Source organism: Rhodococcus sp. NPDC076796, from assembly GCF_040702765.1.
Taxonomy (GTDB): Bacteria; Actinomycetota; Actinomycetes; order Mycobacteriales; family Mycobacteriaceae; genus Rhodococcoides.
Window position 1 is genome coordinate 1 of the sequence record NZ_JBFBMS010000001.1, and the last position, 18,494, is coordinate 18,494.

General features: G+C 65.6%; 9 protein-coding genes. 1 reads left to right on the plus strand and 8 read right to left on the minus strand.

Going from position 1 to position 18,494, the window contains the following annotated elements; genetic code table 11:
* The 3 genes from AB0366_RS00005 to AB0366_RS00015 all read right to left on the minus strand — a co-directional run.
* Nucleotides 1-8,297: amino acid adenylation domain-containing protein (locus AB0366_RS00005; RefSeq protein WP_366242212.1), on the minus strand; the 8,297-nt coding region annotated here is incomplete at its 3' end.
* 282 nt (nt 8,298-8,579) lie between these two features.
* Nucleotides 8,580-9,005, minus strand: coding sequence for a PPOX class F420-dependent oxidoreductase (locus AB0366_RS00010; RefSeq protein WP_121870451.1), 426 nt, complete (start codon nt 9,003-9,005; stop codon nt 8,580-8,582).
* 61 nt (nt 9,006-9,066) lie between these two features.
* Nucleotides 9,067-10,524 (minus strand): amidohydrolase family protein, encoded by a 1,458-nt coding sequence (locus AB0366_RS00015; protein WP_366242213.1) that lies wholly within the window; start codon nt 10,522-10,524, stop codon nt 9,067-9,069.
* A gap of 73 nt (nt 10,525-10,597) precedes the next feature.
* On the opposite strand from AB0366_RS00015, the gene AB0366_RS00020 reads away from it, so the two are divergent.
* Nucleotides 10,598-11,032 (plus strand): thioesterase family protein, encoded by a 435-nt coding sequence (locus AB0366_RS00020; RefSeq protein ID WP_366242214.1) that lies wholly within the window; start codon nt 10,598-10,600, stop codon nt 11,030-11,032.
* Here the strand turns inward: AB0366_RS00020 and AB0366_RS00025 are convergent.
* The 5 genes from AB0366_RS00025 to eat are packed head-to-tail and all read right to left on the minus strand — an operon-like array spanning nt 11,008 to nt 18,308.
* Nucleotides 11,008-12,954 carry an acetoacetate--CoA ligase gene (locus AB0366_RS00025; RefSeq protein WP_366242215.1) on the minus strand — a complete coding sequence of 649 codons (1,947 nt, stop codon included), beginning with the start codon at nt 12,952-12,954 and terminating at the stop codon, nt 11,008-11,010. The two genes, AB0366_RS00020 and AB0366_RS00025, sit on opposite strands and share 25 nt — an antisense overlap.
* 13 nt (nt 12,955-12,967) lie before the next feature.
* On the minus strand, nt 12,968-14,602 hold the full coding sequence (locus tag AB0366_RS00030) for an AMP-binding protein (protein ID WP_366242216.1): 1,635 nt from the start codon (nt 14,600-14,602) through the stop codon (nt 12,968-12,970).
* Between the two features lie 54 nt (nt 14,603-14,656).
* Nucleotides 14,657-15,448 carry an ethanolamine ammonia-lyase subunit EutC gene (gene eutC / locus AB0366_RS00035; protein WP_366242217.1) on the minus strand — a complete coding sequence of 264 codons (792 nt, stop codon included), beginning with the start codon at nt 15,446-15,448 and terminating at the stop codon, nt 14,657-14,659.
* The gene (locus tag AB0366_RS00040; protein WP_366242218.1) at nt 15,445-16,857 is read right to left on the minus strand and encodes an ethanolamine ammonia-lyase subunit EutB; all 1,413 of its coding nucleotides are present in this window, start codon (nt 16,855-16,857) and stop codon (nt 15,445-15,447) included. Before AB0366_RS00040 ends, eutC begins: the two co-directional genes overlap by 4 nt.
* Nucleotides 16,854-18,308, minus strand: a complete 1,455-nt coding sequence (gene eat, locus AB0366_RS00045; RefSeq protein WP_121870457.1) for an ethanolamine permease — start codon at nt 18,306-18,308, stop codon at nt 16,854-16,856. The genes AB0366_RS00040 and eat overlap by 4 nt, the downstream gene beginning before the upstream one ends.
* Nucleotides 18,309-18,494: the final 186 nt, after the last annotated feature.

Consider the following 18,494-nt stretch of genomic DNA (forward strand, 5'->3'; position numbering starts at 1 on the left):
CCCGACGTGAAAATCACGTACGCAACATTCGAAGACCGCAACGGCGCTGCGCGATCGGCATCGGTCAACGGCGTCGCAGACAGACCCGACACATCGAGAGTGTCGATATCGATCGTCTCGACACCCGCGAACTCCACATGATCACGCGTCGTCGACAACACCCGAACCGGCGCGGCCGTCGCCACGATGTACTCGTTCCGATCCGCCGGCTGCGTCGGATCGATCGGCACGTACCCCGCACCGGACTTCACGATCGCATACATACCCACGAACAGATCCAGACTTCGCCCGATCGCAAGCCCCACCAGCGAATCAGGCCCCACCCCGACCGACACCAGATGCCGCGCAAGACGATTGGCTCGCGCCGCGAACTCCGCATACGTCAACCGCTCACCCTCGAACACCAACGCCTGCGCATCAGGAGTCTCGGCCACCTGACGATCGAACAGATCGACCAGCGTCACCTGTTCCGGTACCTCGTGTTCGGTGCGGTTCCACGCCGTCACGACTCGGTCGCGCTCGCCGTCCTCGAGAAGATCGATGTCCCCCACCGACACCGACGGGTCGGCCACCACAGCGGTGAGCATTCGCACAAAACGTTCGGAGAAGCCGCGCACCGTATCGGCGTCGAACAGGTCGGTCGCGTAGGTCAATTCGGCGGCCATGCCCTGTCCGCGACCATCCACTCCGATGGACTCCGTGACGGTCAGCTGCAGGTCGAACTTCGCCACCTCGGCGTCGAGGGCGACGCTGTCCACCGACAGTCCCGGCAGGTCCACGTGCGTGCGAGTGAGGTTCTCGAACGAGAGCATCACCTGGAACAGGGGATGCCGCGCCTGCGACCGGGACGGGTTCAGCACCTCGACCAAGCGCTCGAACGGCAGATCGGCGTGCCCGAACGCACCGAGCGCCACTTCTCTCGCGCGCCCGATCTGCTCCGAGAACGTCCGACCCGACTCGATGTCGGTGCGCAACACGAGGGTGTTGACGAACATGCCGACCACGTCGTCGAGGGCTGCGTCGCCGCGGCCTGCGACCGGAGTGCCGATCGCGATGTCCTCGGTGCCGGACAGGCGCGCGAGCAGTACCGCCAGAGCAGCGTGAACGACCATGAACAGCGATGCGTTGTGCGTGTGGGCCAGCGAGGACAGGCCGCGGTGGACCTCGGCCGGTACGTCGAATCGGATCGACGATCCCTGGTAGGACTGACGATTCGGGCGCGGCCGATCGGTCGGCAGATCCAGCTGATCGGGCAGACCGGCAAGCATGTCGGCCCAGTAGTCGACCTGACCGGAGATCAGCGATTGCGGATCGTCCTCGGAGCCGAGAACCGAACGCTGCCACAGGCTGTAGTCGGCGTACTGCACCTCCAGCGGCATCCACGCCGGGTTCTCCCACGCGGTGCGCGAGGCGTACGCGAGCATGAGGTCACGTGCCAGCGGACCCATCGACCAGCCGTCGGCCGAAATGTGGTGCACCACCATGGCGATGACGTGTTCGCGCGGACCGATCTCGAACAGGCGTGCCTGAATCGGAACGTTGACCGTCACGTCGAACGTCGTCGATGCCAGCGTGAAGACCTGCCGCTGGATATCGGCCGCCGACGTCGGAACGGGCATCAGGTTCGGCACCGTCTGAGCGGCGTCGAGGATGGACTGCTGCGGGCCGTCCGCGGTGTCCGGGTAGACCGTGCGCAGCGATTCGTGCCGGTCGATCACGTCCATGATCGCAACCTGCAGCGCGGCGACGTCGAGTTCGCCGGTCAGTCTCAGCGCGAACGGAATGTTGTACGCGGTGGAGTCGGCGTCGAATCGATTGAGGAACCACATACGTTGCTGCGCGAGCGAGAGCGGGATCCGCTCGGGCCGCACGGTCGCGACGAGCGCGACGCGGCCGCCCTCCCCTGCGGCCTGCTCCACCTTTACTGCGAGCAGCGCTACGGTCGATGCCTCGAACAGCATGCGCACCGGCACGGTGGCATCGAGAGCGACTCCCAGGCGCGAGACCACCTGCGTGGCGATCAGCGAATTACCGCCGAGCTCGAAGAAGTCGTCGTCGAGACCCACGCGCTCCACTCCGAGTACGTCCGCGAAGACGTCGGCAACGATTTCCTCGATCGGTGTCGTCGGGGCACGGAACTCGCGTACCTCGAACACCGGGGCCGGCAGTGCCCGGCGATCGAGCTTGCCGTTGACGGTCAGCGGGATCGCGTCGAGCACCACGAACGCCGACGGCACCATGTACTCCGGAAGTACCTCGGCGATACCGGTTCTGATGTCCTCGATGTCGACGATCGGCCGACCCTCGACAGCGGCGGACACCACGTAGGCGACCAGTCGAGCTGCACCGGGCGAGTCCTCGCGGACGACCACGGCGGCCTGGGTGACGGTCGGCTGCGCGGTCACCGCCGCCTCCACCTCGCCCAGCTCGATGCGGAATCCACGGACCTTCACCTGATCGTCCGAACGACCGAGGTATTCGAGCTCGCCTCCAGCGTTCCACTGTGCGAGGTCACCGGTTCGGTACAGCAGCGAGCCCTCGCCGGCTCCCGACGCGAAGGGGTTCGCCACGAAGCGAACCGACGTCAGTTCCCGGCGGCCGAGATAACCGCGGGCCAATTGTCCACCGGCGACGTACATTTCGCCGGGCACCCCGACCGGAACCGGATGCAGGCGGGTGTCGAGCACGAACACCCGCAATCCGGCGATCGGCTTGCCGACCACCGAGGCACTGGTCTCGACGGACGCGGCATCGAGCGCACGATAGGACACGTGCACGGTCGTCTCGGTGATGCCGTACATGTTGACGAGCTGGGGCGTACGGTGCCCGTGCCGCTCGAACCATCCGGTCAGCCGTCGTTGTTCGAGGGCTTCACCACCGAAGATCACGTAGCGCAGCGACAATTCGCCGTGCTCGGTTGCCGTGGTGCGATCGGCCTCGGACAGCTGATAGAACGCCGACGGCGTCTGGTTGAGCACCGTGACCCGCTCGTCGACGAGCAGTCGATGGAATGCCTCCGGCGACCGCGAGGTGAAGTAGTCGACCACGACCAACGTGCCGCCGTAGAGCAACGGGCCCCACAGCTCCCACACCGAGAAGTCGAAGGCGTAGGAGTGGAACATCGTCCACACGTCGTCGGTCCCGAAGCCGTAGACCGAATCGGTGTTGTCGAGCAGCCGAACGACGTTGCGATGCGGAATCATCACGCCCTTGGGCTTGCCCGTCGAACCCGAGGTGTAGATGACGTAGGCGACGTTGCCCGGCCGCAGCGGACGCGTCCGGTCCGCGTCGGTGACGGGATCGCCGGACACCGACGACAGATCGACCGTGTCGATATCGAGTAGTGCTGCGCCGGTACGAGATTCGACGTCGGACGGCAGTTCCACTCGGTCCGAGCCGGACAGCAGAACGGTTGTCGGCCGTGCGTCGTCGAGCATGTACTCGACTCGGTCGAGTGGGTAGCTCGGGTCGACGGGGAGGTAGCCACCGCCGGCTTTGATCACCGCGACGAGCGCGACGACCAGTTCCGCCGACCTCGGAAGGGCGACGGCGACCAGGCTCTCGGGGCCGACTCCGTGAGAGATCAGAACGCGGGCAAGGCGATTGGCGTGCGCGTCGAACTCGGCGTAGGTCATCGACGAGCCATCGAAGCGCACCGCGACGGCGTCGGGATGCGCTGCGGCGGCAGCATCGAGCAGATCGACCAGGGTCAGCTCCCGAGAGACGTCGTCTCCGGAGGCGTTCCACTGCGACACCACGGACCGGTGCTCCGCGGCGTCGACGATCGCGACGTCGCCGACCGGCACTGTCGCGTCGGTGGTGACCGCATCCAGAATCGCCAGGAAGCGACGAGCGAAACTCTCGACGAGATCTGCGTCGAACAGATCGGTGGCGTACTCGAACACCGCGTCGATACCGGCGGGTGCGCCGTCGTCGAGATGCTCGGTCAGCCACAGCTGTACGTCGAATTTGGCGATGGGAACATCGAATTCGGCGGCTTTCGCGCGCAGGCCACCGACGGTGAGTTCGCGAGACATCGCCGATTCCAGCGAGATCGCGACCTGGAACAGCGGGTGCCGGGACGTCGAACGCACCGGGTTCAGCACCTCGACGAGCCGCTCGAACGGCACGTCTGCATGCGCGAACGCGGACAGGTCGGTGTCACGAACGCGCGAGAGGAGTTCCTCGAACGTCAACGCCGGATCGACCTCGGTGCGCAGTACGAGCGTGTTGACGAACATGCCGACCAGGTCGTCGAGTGCGGGTTCTCCACGACCGGCCACGGGCGCACCGATGGCGATGTCGGTTGTGCCGCTGAGCCGGGCGAGCAGCAGCGCGTACGCGGACTGCATGACCATGAACAGCGAGGCGTTGTTGGCGCGGGCCAGGCTCGCCAGCGAGGCGTGCAGATGAGCCGGAACGTCCACCCGAAGCTTGCTGCCCGCGTTCGAGGACACTGCGGGGCGTGGCCTGCTCGACGGCAGTGCCAGCTGATCGGGCAGATCCTCGAGAGTTGCGCTCCAGTAGGCGATTTCGCGCGACGCCAACGACAGGGGATCGGTCTCGGGGCCGAGCACCGCTCGTTGCCACAGCGCGTAGTCGGCGTACTGGACCTCGAGAGGCGTCCACTCGGGTGCGCGGCCCTTGATCCGGCTCGAGTACGCCACCAGCACGTCCCGCGCCAGCGGACCGAACGAGGCCCCGTCGGCGGCGATGTGGTGCAACACCATCGCGAGTTCGTGTTCGGTCGGTGAGATTTCGAACAGTGCGATGCGGAAAGGTGTGTCGACCGTGACGTCGAATCCCTTGGCGACCAGTTCGTGCAGGCGGCCGCCCAGCTCGTCACGTTCGATGCGGACCGGCAGAATCGTCGCCGGGGTCCGCGCCGCCGTCAGTACGACCTGTTCAGGTGAGCCGTCCACCTCGGGGTAGACGGTGCGCAGCGTCTCGTGTCGGTCGACGACGTCGGCAAATGCGGCCGACAGTGCGACCACGTCGAGCGGCCCGGTCAGACGGACGGAGAACGGCAGGTTGTACACCGCGGTGGTGGGGTCGAAGCGGTTGAGGAACCACATTCGCTGTTGGGCAGGTGAGAGCGGAATCCGCTCGGGCCGTTCCCGCGACTCCAGCACCGGGGTGTCCGCCCCGAGCCGGGCCGCCGATTCGGCCCTGGCCGCGAGTGCACCGACGGTGGGAGCCTCGAACAACTCACGCACACCGAGGCGTACTCCGAGAACGCTGCCGACTCGCGTCACCAACTGCGTGGCGATCAGGGAGTTGCCGCCGAGCTCGAAGAAGTCCTCGTCCAGACCGACCTTGGAGGCCCCGAGCAGGTCCTCGTAGATACCGGCGACGACGTACTCCGCCCGACTCTGCGGGGCCCGGTACTTCTTCGCACTGCTGAACACCGGTTCCGGCAACGCTTTTCGGTCGAGTTTGCCACTGGTGTTCAGTGGCAGGGCGTCGAGGACGACGACCGCTGCAGGCACCATGTACGACGGTAGGGCGTGACCGGCGAACTCGATCGCCGCGGCGGATTCGATGGATCGTCCCGGAGTGGCGACGACATACGCCACCAACTGATCACCGGTGACCGTCTGGACCACCAATACCACTGCCTGCGAGATGGATTCGTGGGCGAGCAGCACCGTTTCGATCTCGCCGAGCTCGATGCGTTGTCCGCGGAACTTGACCTGGAAATCCGTCCGGCCGATGTAGTCCAGCACTCCGTCGCTGCGCCAGCGCACGAGGTCACCGGTGCGGTACATCCGCTCGCCGCCGGTGCCGAAGGGGTTGGCGACGAAGCGATCCGAGCTCAGATCGGGCCTGCCCACATAGCCGCGCGCCAGCTGGACGCCGGCGAGGTACAGCTCGCCCGATTCTCCGATCGGGGTGGGTCGCAGCCGACCGTCGAGAACGAAGGCTCTGGTGTTCCACTCGGGCACGCCGATCGGAACGGTGCGGGTGTCCTGCGGGCCACTGGGGTGATAGGTGACCGAGACCGCAGCCTCGGTGGGGCCGTAGAGGTTGTGCAGACCGGCTCGACACATCGCGCGGAACGACGCTGCGGTCTCGACCGGCAGTGCCTCACCGATGACGAACACATGGCGCAGCGAACTGCAGGTGCCGGTGGGCGCGTTCGCCACGAACACCGTCAGCATCGACGGCACGAAATCGGTGATGGTGACGCGATGTTCGGCGATCTTGTTGGCCACGTAGACCGAGTCTCGATGCCCGTCGGGAGTGGCGAGCACCATCGTCGCGCCGACCCGCAGCGGCAGGAAGAATCCCCAGAGCGAGACGTCGAAGGTGGTGGCCGTCTTCTGCAGATAGACGTCGGAGGCGTCCATCGGATACTCCGAGAGCATCCACTCCATCTGATTGTGGATCGCCGCGTGTTCGACTGCGACGCCCTTCGGGCGTCCGGTCGAACCGGAGGTGTAGATCACGTACGCGGTATTCGAAAGTCGCAGTGGCGCAGTGCGTTCAGCATCCCGGACCGGTGCCGTGGAGCTCGACGTGCTGTCGAACAGGTCGACCGCAACCGTCTCGGTTCCCTCGGGGAGCGCAACGTCGTCGCGTGAGGAGATCAGCACGCATCGTGGCTGTGCGGAGTCGAGAATGTACGCGGTGCGATCGGCAGGGTGGTCGGGGTCGATCGGCACCCAGGCACCGCCCGCCGCCACGATCGCGTACATGCCGACGACGAGGTCGAACGAACGGCGGATCGAGAGTCCGACGAGGGTCTCGGGGCCGACACCCATGTCGATCAGGTGGCGGGCAAGGCCGTTCACTCGCGCGGAGAGTGCGCCGTAGGTGAGCGCTTCGCCCTCGTACACCAGGGCCGTCGCATCGGGGTGTGCGGCCGCGGCGGCCTCGAAGGCGGACAGCAGCGTGCGTGGTTCGGTGCGGTGCTCGGTGGCATTCCACTCGGCCACGACGAGTTCGCGTTCGACACCGTCCGTCAGGGCCAGATCCCACACCGCGTGCTTCGGACCCGACGCCACGAACCGGGCGAAGAAGTCGACGAACCTCTCGTGGTTGCGTCCGGACTGCTCGGGCCCGTACAGATTGGGGTTGGACTCGAAGTCGATGTGCGTGGTCGACCCGGCAACGCTGGTGTAGAGGTTCAGCCCGAAATCCTCGATCAGGCCGGTCGAGAGGATGTTGATGCCGCCGACCATCGAACCGAGGCGCACCTCGCCGAAGAACAGCATGATGTTGACCCAGGGGCCGAAGAACGAGGCCTGACCGCTGGCTGCTCCGGCATCGCGCCGTATGTCCTCGTGCCGGTATCGCTGATGACGAAGGGCCCCGGAGACCTCGGCGTTGACGCGCGCGAGCAGCATCTCGACGGTGGTGTCACCCGACACGTCCAGTCGTAGCGGAACGACGTTGGAGACCATGCCGCCGGAGCGGCGCAACACTGCGGTCGTGCGCGCGGTGACCGGGAGCGAGAGCACGACGTCCTCGCGTCCGGTCATCTGTGCGAGGTAGGCGGCGAAGCCGGCGATGACGATGGTTGCCATCGTCGTGTCGGTCTCGACACGCAGGGCTTCGAGGCTGTCCATCGTCTCGGTGGACAGAGCTGTGCTGTCGATCTGACTCGTCGCTGCGGGAGCAGCCGTGTGACCGGCGAGGGTGGTGACTCCGTCGATACCGTCGATCCGCGACGCCCAGTACTCGCGGTCGGCCTCGAAACGGGTCGAGTCGCGATAGGCCACGTCGATGTCGTAGACCTTGGTCAGGTCCGACGCCAGGTTCTTGCTCGGTTCGGTGCCCTCGACCGCTGCGGTGTAGAGCTCCGCCGCACGGTTCATGAACGTGACGGCACCGAATCCGTCGAGCACCACGTGATGCACGCGCTCGTACCAGAACCAGACGTCGTCCTCGAGGCGCAGGACGGTCGCGGCGATCAGTCGGTCGCGGAGGATGTCGATCGGCGCGCTGTAGTCGCCGTGCATCCACGCAAGGGCCGCTGCCCGCGGATCGGCCTCGCCGCGTAGGTCCAGGTAGTTCAGAGAGTCGTCGAGGGTGGGATCGACGATCTGCCGGGGCTCGGCGTCGATCTCGACGATGCGCACGAATCCGGACTGCAGCTCGAGTGCCGCCTGTGAGGATGCGCGACGGAGGAGCTCCACGTCGAGCTCGCCGTGCAGCTCGATGTACTGGGCGATGTTCGCGGGTACCGAGGGGTCCACATGCTGCGCGAACCACATTCCCAATTGGGCCGGTGACAGTGGGAACGACGAATGCTCAGGACTGCCGACTCCGTCGTCGTGTCCAGCACCTTCCACACCTAGCGGGTCCAATCGAATCCTCTCTTTCCCACAATCACACGCGCCCCCACCGGCTGCCGAAGCGGCAGCGATCGGTGGGCACCGAACACGTCGAGCAAGTTGCTTACTTCGTTCTCTATTTTCTCACCGGAAACAACTCGAAGTTACCTTTCAGTACATATCCGCATTTATGTACCGGACCGTTACATGTCGGAACCGATTCGACCGCAGCGGACGCACTCCGACTCGATTCGGCACCCGGTCAATCTACAGTGCCGACGGCGCGGAGACGGTCGGTCGTCATGCCGTCATGTCGAAAGCGGCGATCACCCTGTTCGGCGTCACCCGAACGATCAATTCACCCGGAACACCGTTGCGAGCGCCGAACTCCTCGGCGCGATCGCGGCCCATGTACCTGGCCCCGATCTCGGTTGCGGTGCGAACCAACTCCTCAGGGTCCTCGTCGACCGACGCAATGCCCTGCACCTGGACGAATCCGTACGGCGGCTCTTCGAGATCGACGGTCAACACGACGCGGGGATCGCGGCGAATCGACTTTCCCTTCGCCGTGTCGGCCCCGGTGTTGAACACGATCGCGTCGCCCTCGACGACGAACCAGACGGGTGCTACCAATGGCCTTCCATCGGAGGCGAGGTACCCGAGCTTGCCGGTGCGGGTACCCGCGGACAGAAACTCGCGTACGCGCGGATCGGTGATCGACGTCATCGCAGTGACGCTACGCGGCCGCACCGACAACAACGGATCCGCGGCCTTCGTCCTCGTGCGCCTACACCGCAGCTGCGTGGGTCAACGCGCCGGCGCAGATCGTGGCTCTGATGTCCGTCTCGGCAAGATCGTGCACCGAGCGGTGCACAGGATGCTCGGTGAGAACGACGATATCCGCCACATCCCCGACTCGGAGCGTTCCACGGCCACCGCACGCTGCGCGAAGAGCAACATCGAGGGGTACTGCTTCCTCGAGGTGCCACGGGGGTCGCTCGTCGTCGGTGCGGAACACCGCTGCGGCGACGCCCGCCAACGGCTCCGGTGGACTGACCGGGGCATCGGACCCGAACAGCAGGGTCGCACCGCTTCGGTGCAGCGAGCCGTACCCGTAGGCCACCGAGCGCCGTCCGGCCCAGAGGTCCTCGGCGATGTCGCGATCGGACATCGCGTGCTGGGGCTGAACCGAGGCCACGACGCCCAACGCAGCGAAGCGCGCGATGTCCTCCGGCGATATCTGTTGCGCGTGTTCGATTCGACCACCGCAGCCGGCGCGCTCGAATGCATCGAGCGCGACACCGTTGGCGCGGTCACCGATTGCGTGGACGGCCGCCATGATGCCACCGCGCGACGCCCGCGAGACGAGCCGGTGCAGACCGTCCTGGGTTTCGAGCAACAGGCCGTACGCGTCGTCGCCGTCGATGCCCGGGTACCGATCGTGGCAGCACGCCGTTCGAGTGTTGAGCGAACCGTCGAGCATCACCTTGAGCGGTCCGCGCCTGATCAGTTCCGAGTGCGGCGAGACGTCTCCGGTCCGCTCGCCGCGATCGAGTGCCTCGTCGAGCCATTGGGGCCACACCGTCGTGTCGACGCGAACTGCAGGCGAGCCGGCTGCCAGGCGTCGATCCCAGACCGTCTTGTTGTCTGCGAACTCGAAATCCACGACGCCGGTGACGCCGCGGACCGCCAGTGCTGCGGTCGCGTCGAGCACGGCCCGATCGAGTTCTTCCGGGTCCTCCTGCTCTTCGAGCGCCATGACCGCTTCGAGGCCGTCGACGTCGCGCAACACACCGGTGGGGTGGTCGATACCCAGATCGTCGAGCAACGCCGGGCTCAGCCACAGCGTGTGCAGATCCATGCTCGTCATCGCCACGCGGGCACCGGGCAGCGCATTCTCGAGTAGATCCTTGTGCGGCTCCTCCGGCCAGAGTGCGTCACGGAAGCCGTTGGCGCGCACGACGGATTCTCCTGCCGTGCGCGCGTAGGGGTACACCAGGGCGACCGCGTCGGCAGCCGACGCAGCGGGCCCGACATCGATTCGCCGCCGCGCCGCCGCCCACTGCGTCAGGTGCACGTGAGAGTCCACGAACCCGGGCAACGCAACCCCGCCCCCACCGTCGAGCACCTCGTCGCCCGGTGCGCGCCGGGTGCCTGCAGGGGTGATCGACGCGATGACCGAGCCTGCGAGTTCGATGTCGAAGAATACGCCGGAACGATCCAGTGCGACATTGGCGATTATCACTCCTGGGACTCTAGAGCGTCGACTTCCCGGGCGCGCATGCCATCCTCTAGCAATGCAGACAGAGCCTGGTGCGATGCAGACAGAGCCGACCGACCCCGTCGGATATCACGCGAGTGTGACCGTGCGCTGGTCCGATATGGACGCTTTCGCGCACATCAACCATGCCCGGATGGTCACTCTGCTCGAAGAAGCGCGCATCGAATGGCTGCTCAGCGAGGGCGAGGCCAACGAGTCCCTGATCAAGAGTGCGTTGATCGCCAACGTGACCATCGCGTACAAGAAGCCGCTTCGACATTCGGACGGTCCGCTCGACGTCACGCTCTGGTTCGAGAAGGTGCGCGCTGTCGATTTCACCATCGGGTACGAGGTCCGTGCCGCGGGCGCAGCACCCGATTCGCCGCCCGCCGTGGTGGCGACGACCCGGATGGCGATGGTCGACGTCGGTGCCGAGACCCTGCGCCGCATTGCGCCGGAGGAGAAGGCCTATCTCGCGCGCTGGACTCGCTGAAACTCGGCTGCCCGCTCTACGAACCACGCCAACGCAGCCGGATCGTCGACGGCACTCGCGTCGAGAGTGCCTGCAGCAGTAGCACCTTGGAAGAGTCGTTTGAGCGGTACCTCGAGCTTCTTCCCGGTTCGTGTGTGGGGAATCGCGGGCGTGGCGATGACGTCGTCGGGAACGTGTCGCGGCGACGCCTGTGTTCTGATGACGGATCCGACGCGCTCACGCAACTCGTCGGTCGCACCGCCAGGAACCACAACGAACAGGGGCATCCAGTAGCCGCCGTCGGGTAGCTCGATACCCAGGACGAGCGCCTCGGTGACCTCGTCCAGCGATTCGACGGCCTGGTAGATGTCGGCGCTCCCCATTCGGATTCCGTTGCGGTTGAGCGTCGAATCGGATCTCCCGTGCACGAGCACACTGCCGCGATCGGTCATGGTGATCCAGTCGCCGTGCCGCCAGATTCCCGGATAGGTGTCGAAGTAGGCGTCCCGGTAACGAGATCCGTCCGCGTCGTTCCAGAAGTACAGCGGCATGGACGGCATCGGCTCGGTGACGACCAGTTCACCGACGGTGCCGCGGACGGGTTCGCCGTCCTCGTCGTAGGCGTCGAGCGCCACGCCGAGGAACGGCACCGACAGCTCTCCCGCCCAGACCGGCACGGTCCGCACTCCCCCGGCGAAGGCCGACACCACGTCGGTGCCGCCGGAGATGGAGAAGACCGGCACGTGAGCCCCGATGTTCTCCGACAACCAGATCGACGACGTCGCGGGCATCGCGGATCCGGTGATACCGACGGCCCGCAGAGCCGAGAGATCGTGATCCGAGCCCGGGTGCGCGTCGGCCTTGATGCAGGCGAGCACGTACGCGGGGCTGGTACCGAGGTAGGTCACACCCAGCCGACCGGCGATGTCCCACAGTGCATCCGGCGTCGGAAATGCCGGATTGCCGTCGGCGCACACGATCGTGGACCCGGCCAGCAGACCGGCGACCTGGAAATTCCACATCATCCAGCTGGGGCTGGTGTACCAGAAGAACACGTCCTCGGGCCCCAGATCGGAGTGCAGGACAACGGATTTGAGATGCTCGAGCACCACACCGCCGTGACCGTGCACGATCCCCTTCGGCAGACCCGTGGTACCCGAGGAGAACACGACCCACAGCGGGTGATCGAAAGGCACTGCGACCGGTTTCAATTCACGACTCTTCGCTGTTGCTGCAGACCAGCTCACCGCATTTCCCGACGCCTCGCCGACGGTCACCACCACTCGCAGCGTGGGCAGCCCCGACGTGAGCGCGTCGACATCGGCGGCCTTGTCTCGGAACTTCCCTCCGTACAGGTACCCGTCGGCAGTGATCAGTGCCGTGGGTTCGAGCTGGCCCAGACGGTCGAGTGCCGCCGAGGCCGAGTAGTCCTGCCCGCACGCGGACCACACCGCACCCAGGCTCGCGGTCGCCAGGAATGCGATCACCGCCTCGGGAACGCTGGGCAGATACCCGACGACGCGGTCGCCGCGGCGCACTCCCGCGTCGGCCAGCGTGCCCGCCAGCGCCCCGGCCCGATCGATCATCTCCTCCCACGTCACGGTCCGCGTCGAACCGTCTTCGCGGGCGTGGACGATCGCGGCGCGGTCCGGTCGAGCGTGCCTGATCACCTGGTCCACGTAGTTCACTTCCGTGCCCGGAAACCAGTGCGCTCCCGGCATACTGCGCTCTGCGAGCACCGTCGTCGGCGTGCTGGAGGAGCGGACCTCGAAGAAGTCCCACACCGCCCGCCAGAACAATTCCAGCTCGTTCGTCGACCATCGCCACAGAGCCGGGTAGTCCGGTAGCAACACATCGTGGCGTTGCTCGACGAACCGGGCGAACGCGGTCACCCGAGCCTCGGCGAGATCGGAATCCGTCGGCGTCCACAGCGCACTGATCATGGAAGCGAGTATGTCAGCCGAACGGCAGCTGTTCGATCAGGCCGAGCGATCGCTCGCGCATCTCCACCTTGCGCACCTTGCCGGTGACCGTCATCGGGAACTCGTCGACGACGTGTACGTAACGCGGGATCTTGTAGTGCGCCAACCGTCCGTCGCAGAATGCCCGTACCGCCGTCGAATCGAGCGGCGCGGCATCGTCTTTCATCCTGATCCACACCATCAGCTCCTCGCCGTACTTCGGGTCGGGCACTCCGATCACCTGCGCGTCGAGGACATCGGGATGGGTGTACAGGAACTCCTCGACTTCGCGGGGATAGATGTTCTCGCCGCCGCGAATCACCATGTCCTTGATCCGCCCGGTGATCGCCACGTAACCGTCTGCGTCCATCACCCCGATGTCGCCGGTGTGCATCCACCCCTCGTCGTCGATGGCCTCGGCGGTCTTCTCCGGCTGCTCCCAGTAGCCGAGCATCACCGAATAGCCGCGGGTGCACAGCTCGCCGGCCTCGCCGCGTGGCAGCGTTTCGCCGAGGACGGGGTCGACGATCTTGACCTCGAGGTGGGGACCCACGCGTCCGACGGTCGACACGCGCTGCTCGATGGAGTCCTCGCTCCGAGTCTGCAGCGACACCGGAGACGTCTCGGTCATGCCGTAGCAGATCGACACCTCGGCCATCCCCATCCGCTCGATCACCTGCTTCATCACCTCGGTGGGACACGGCGATCCGGCCATGATGCCGGTACGCAGACTGCCGAGGTCGAAGTCCTCGAAGCTCTCCAGCGCCAATTCGGCGATGAACATCGTCGGGACTCCGTAGAGCGACGTGCACTTCTCCGCGGCGACGGCCGTCAACGTCGCCACCGGATCGAACGAGGGACCGGGAATCACCATCGCTGCGCCGTGCGACGTACACGCGAGATTGCCCATCACCATGCCGAAGCAGTGATAGAAGGGCACCGGAATGCACACGCGGTCCTCCGCGGTGTAATGGCAGAGCTCGCCGACGAAGAACCCATTGTTGAGGATGTTGCGATGACTGAGCGTCGCACCCTTGGGGAATCCCGTTGTCCCCGAGGTGTACTGAATGTTGATGGCATCGTCGGCACCGAGCCGCTCGGACACATCGGTGATCATGCGCGGAGTCTTCGCCAATGCTCGATGCCCGCGATCGGTCATCGCCTCCCACTGGATGCTCCCGATGAACAGCACCTCACGCAGGGACTCCACCTCGGGGCGCACGTCGTCGATCATCGCCGCGTAGTTCGATCCCTTGAACTCCGTGGCCGACAACAACACCGACACCCCGGCCTGCTTCAGCACGAACTGCAACTCGTGCGAGCGATACGCGGGATTGATGTTGACCAACACGGCACCGATCTTGGCCGTCGCATACTGCGCCAGAACCCATTCCGGGCAGTTCGGAGCCCACATTCCGACGCGGTCACCCACCGCGACTCCGGCCACCAGCAAGCCGGCCGCCAACAGGTCTACGTCTGCGACGAACTCCGAGTAGGTCCACCGCCGCCCGGACGCGACATCGATCAACGCATCACGATCCGGGTACCGCGCCGCAGTGCGATCCAGATTCGCGCCGATGGTGTCGTCCAGAACTGCGGTGTCCGACGCACCGGAAGAGTAACTGTCCATGAACCCCACGGTAGTGAGCCCGGTCACGCACAGCCACCCCCGAATAGGGGGACGTCACTCGAGTGTCAGGGCCTCGGTTGCCTCGAGCACATCGGCTCGCGAGGTGTCCTTCAACGCCACACCCGACCGCCCGAGCTTCCTCGCGCCTGCCAACAGACCGGCCACGATTCGTGCCGACTGCGCATACCCCTGTCCCTCCGGCGGATGGATGTTGGAGATGCAATTGCGATCGGCGTCGGTACACCCGGGTTTCGGCAGATGCGTCAGATAGATACCGAGACTGTCGGCAACCGACAACCCCGGACGCTCCCCGATCAGTACCAACACCGTCCGCACACCCATCGCCGCGGCGATGTGATCACCCAGCGCCACCCGAGCCTCGGTCGCGATCACCGGAGCCGCAATCGAATAGCGATCGGAGAGCTCTGCTTTCAGCGCCTCCAGCATCGCCACACCGTGATCGGCAAGCGCACGCGGAGACAACCCGTCGCCCAACACGATGCCGATCTCGTCCTCGGAATGCGGCACCGCCGACAGATCTTTCGGCTGCCGACCCAGATCGGGCCGTCGCAGATACTCCGCACGACTCGTCGCCAACGAGGTCACCACCGACGGCGCACCGAGACCGACCTGCTCGACCCGGCCCACGAACTCCTCGACCTCGAGCGGCATGTGCACCGCATCCCGCGCCGCAGCATGCGCCGAGCGAAACTCGAGCACCCGCGTGGTCGGTAACGAATCACCGATGCGTCCCAAACCGATTCGAGCCTGCGTCATCGCCCGCAACTCGCCCCAGAACTCTGTTTCCGGTCGTTCCGCGGGCGCTGCTCCTGATGTGTCTGTCATCGCGCACTCATCAACGCTCGCAACGGCGATCCTGCGGCGTCGACGTCCAGTACTCTGCCATCGGCGTCCACCATTCCCAGTCGGGAGAGCCACGACTCGAATTCCGGTGCGGGTCGCAGCCCCAGAACCTGCCGAACGTAGAGCACGTCGTGAAAGCTCAACGACTGGTATCCGAGCATGACGTCGTCGGCACCGGGCACCGCGATGACGAACGCGACCCCGGCGGTGCCGAGGAGCGTCAGCAGGGTGTCCATGTCGTCCTGGTCGGCCTCGGCATGGTTGGTGTAGCAGACGTCCACTCCCATCGGCAGTCCCAGCAGCTTGCCGCAGAAGTGATCTTCCAGGCCGGCCCTGATGATCTGCTTGCCGTCGTACAGGTACTCGGGCCCGATGAATCCGACGACGGTGTTGATCAGCAGCGGCTCGAGATCGCGGGCCACCGCGTACGCACGCGTTTCGAGGGTCTGTTGATCGACGGGCCGGTCGCCGGTACCGATGTGCGCGCCCGCCGACAACGCCGAACCCTGACCGGTTTCGAGATACATGACGTTGTTCCCGACGGTTCCGCGGTGCAGCGATCGGCCGGCCTCGTTGGCCTGGCGAAGCAGCGGAATGTTCACTCCGAAGCTCGAATTGGCCCCTTCGGTGCCCGCGATGGATTGGAACACCAGATCGACCGGAACGCCCTTGTCGATCAGTTCCATCGTCGTCGTCACGTGCGAGAGCACGCACGATTGAGTGGGAATCTCGAAGCGCTGCCGAATCTCGTCGAGCAGATGCAGCAACTCGGCCGTCGCCTGAGGTGAGTCGGTCGCGGGGTTGATCCCGATCACCGCATCGCCCGATCCGAGCAGCAACCCGTCGAGGGTGGCCGCGGCGATTCCGCGGGGATCGTCCGTCGGGTGGTTGGGCTGGAGCCGAGTGGTGAGTGTGCCGGGAAGTCCCACCGTCGTGCGGAACGCCGACGTCACCTGCACGGCTCGCGATACTGCGATCAGATCCTGGTTTCGCATGATCTTGCTGACCGCGGCCACCATCTCCGGAGTCAGTCCGGCGGCCACCGACCGCAACGTCGCCGCCGCGTCCGGCCTCGCGGTGACCTGGAGAAGCCAGTCCCGCAGACCCCCGACGGTCAGGTGCGAGACGGCCCCGAAGGCGATGCGGTCGTGTGAATCGATGATCAGCCGGGTGACCTCGTCGCTCTCGTACGGAACGAGCAGATCGTGCAGGAAGACATCGAGCGAGACCTCCGACAGCGCCCATTGCGCTGCGGCGCGCTCGGCATCCGATTCGGCTGCGCAGCCGGCCAATTCGTCACCCGATCGAAGTGGTGTCGCCTTGGCCATCAAGTCCACCAGCCCGTCGAACGTATAGGTGGTGCCCGAGACCTGCTGGGTGTAGATCGTCATTCCAGCTCGGCCTCGGCCCGGGCCAGTGCGGCGAACTCCTCGTCCGGCGAGTTCGCGACCAGATGATGCCTGCTGTAGATGCCGAAGTAGGCCATGAACGCAACGAACACGGCCAGGCACCACAGTGCCGCTGTGGAATCGACGACGAACGTCGCGACGACGGCGAGCGCCGCGATGATCAATGCGAATCCGGTGGTCACGACGCCGCCGGGGGTTCGATAGGGGCGTTCCATGTTCGGCTCGTTGCGACGGAGCACGATGTGGCTGACCATCATCAGAACGTAGCTCAGCGCCGCGCCGAACACGGCCATGTTGAGCAACATTCCGCCCTGACCGGTCAGTGAGAGCAGGAAGCCGATGACGCCTGGGACGATCAATGCGAGCGTCGGAGCCTTGCGAGAGTTGGTGATGGACAGTGTCTTCGGCAGGTATCCGGCACGGGAGAGTGCGAAGAGCTGGCGCGAGTACGCGTACATGATCGAGAAGAAGGACGCGACCAGTCCGGCCAGGCCGATGTAGTTGACGATCTTGCTCGCGGTTCCGTCACCGAGGGCTTCCACCAACGGGTTTCCCGATTCCTTGACGGCGTCGGCACCGCCTGCGCCGGTCACCAGGAACAGCACGACGGCACCGGTGACGAGCAGCACGCCCATGGCGGCGATGATGCCGCGCGGGACGTTCTTGGTCGGATCCTTGGCCTCTTCTGCGGCCAGCGGAACGCCTTCGATCGCGAGGAAGAACCAGATGGCGAACGGGACGGCAGCCCAGATGCCGAGGTAACCGAAGGGCAGGAATCCCGAAGCTCCGGCGGCGTCGGTCGGCGCGATGTCGGTCAGGTTGCTCGCGTCGAACTGTCCGATGGCGGCGATGGCGAACACGACGAGTCCGACCAGGGCGATCGCGGTGATGACGAACATGATCTTGAGGGCTTCGCCTGCGCCGGAGAGATGGATTCCGATGAACACCGCATAGACCACCAGGTAGACCCACCAGCCGTCGGTGATACCGAACAGCCCGAGGGATTCGACGTAGGCACCGATGAACGTGGCGATCGCCGCAGGAGCGATGGCGTACTCGATGAGAATCGCTGTGCCGGTGGCGAATCCGCCCCACGGTCCGAGAGCGCGGCGGGCGAAGGTGTAGCCACCGCCGGCAGCGGGCAGCGCCGAAGACATCTCGGCCATACCGAGGACCATGGCCAGGTACATGCCCGCGATGACGATCGCCGCGATGAGCAGACCACCGAAGCCACCCTCGGCGAGACCGAGGTTCCAGCCGGAGTAGTCGCCGGAGATGACGTAGCTGACTCCGAGGCCCGCCAGCAGAACCCAGCCCGCCGTCCCCTTCTTCAGGGTTCGCTTGGCCAGGTAGTCACCGCCCTCGACGTGCGACTGAGTGCTCTCGTGAGAGCCGGATTTCGGATGAGACGACTGGGGGTCTACTACGGACATTGCAAGCCTCTCGTAACCATTTCGCTCGGAGCGGTGTCACGCCCGAGGGGACGATTCACAACACGTGTGGCGCGCGAATCGGTTCAAGATAGGCCCGTGATGTAAGCGGCGCGTCATCGATGAATGACGGGCGAATTACGGCTGGTACCCGGCGGCGTCGACGTCGCCGATGTCTCCCTCGTCCGG

What these genes read in the sequence shown, in the direction of transcription:
- AB0366_RS00010 (WP_121870451.1), bottom strand. Translation starts at nt 9,005, where the DNA reads ATGACGTCGATCACCGATCCGCGCGTACGCGAGTTTCTGTCCGCGGGT.
- AB0366_RS00020 (WP_366242214.1), top strand. Translation starts at nt 10,598, where the DNA reads ATGCAGACAGAGCCGACCGACCCCGTCGGATATCACGCGAGTGTGACC.
- AB0366_RS00025 (WP_366242215.1), bottom strand. Translation starts at nt 12,954, where the DNA reads ATGATCAGTGCGCTGTGGACGCCGACGGATTCCGATCTCGCCGAGGCT.
- AB0366_RS00030 (WP_366242216.1), bottom strand. Translation starts at nt 14,602, where the DNA reads ATGGACAGTTACTCTTCCGGTGCGTCGGACACCGCAGTTCTGGACGAC.
- eutC (WP_366242217.1), bottom strand. Translation starts at nt 15,448, where the DNA reads ATGACAGACACATCAGGAGCAGCGCCCGCGGAACGACCGGAAACAGAG.
- AB0366_RS00040 (WP_366242218.1), bottom strand. Translation starts at nt 16,857, where the DNA reads ATGACGATCTACACCCAGCAGGTCTCGGGCACCACCTATACGTTCGAC.
- eat (WP_121870457.1), bottom strand. Translation starts at nt 18,308, where the DNA reads ATGTCCGTAGTAGACCCCCAGTCGTCTCATCCGAAATCCGGCTCTCAC.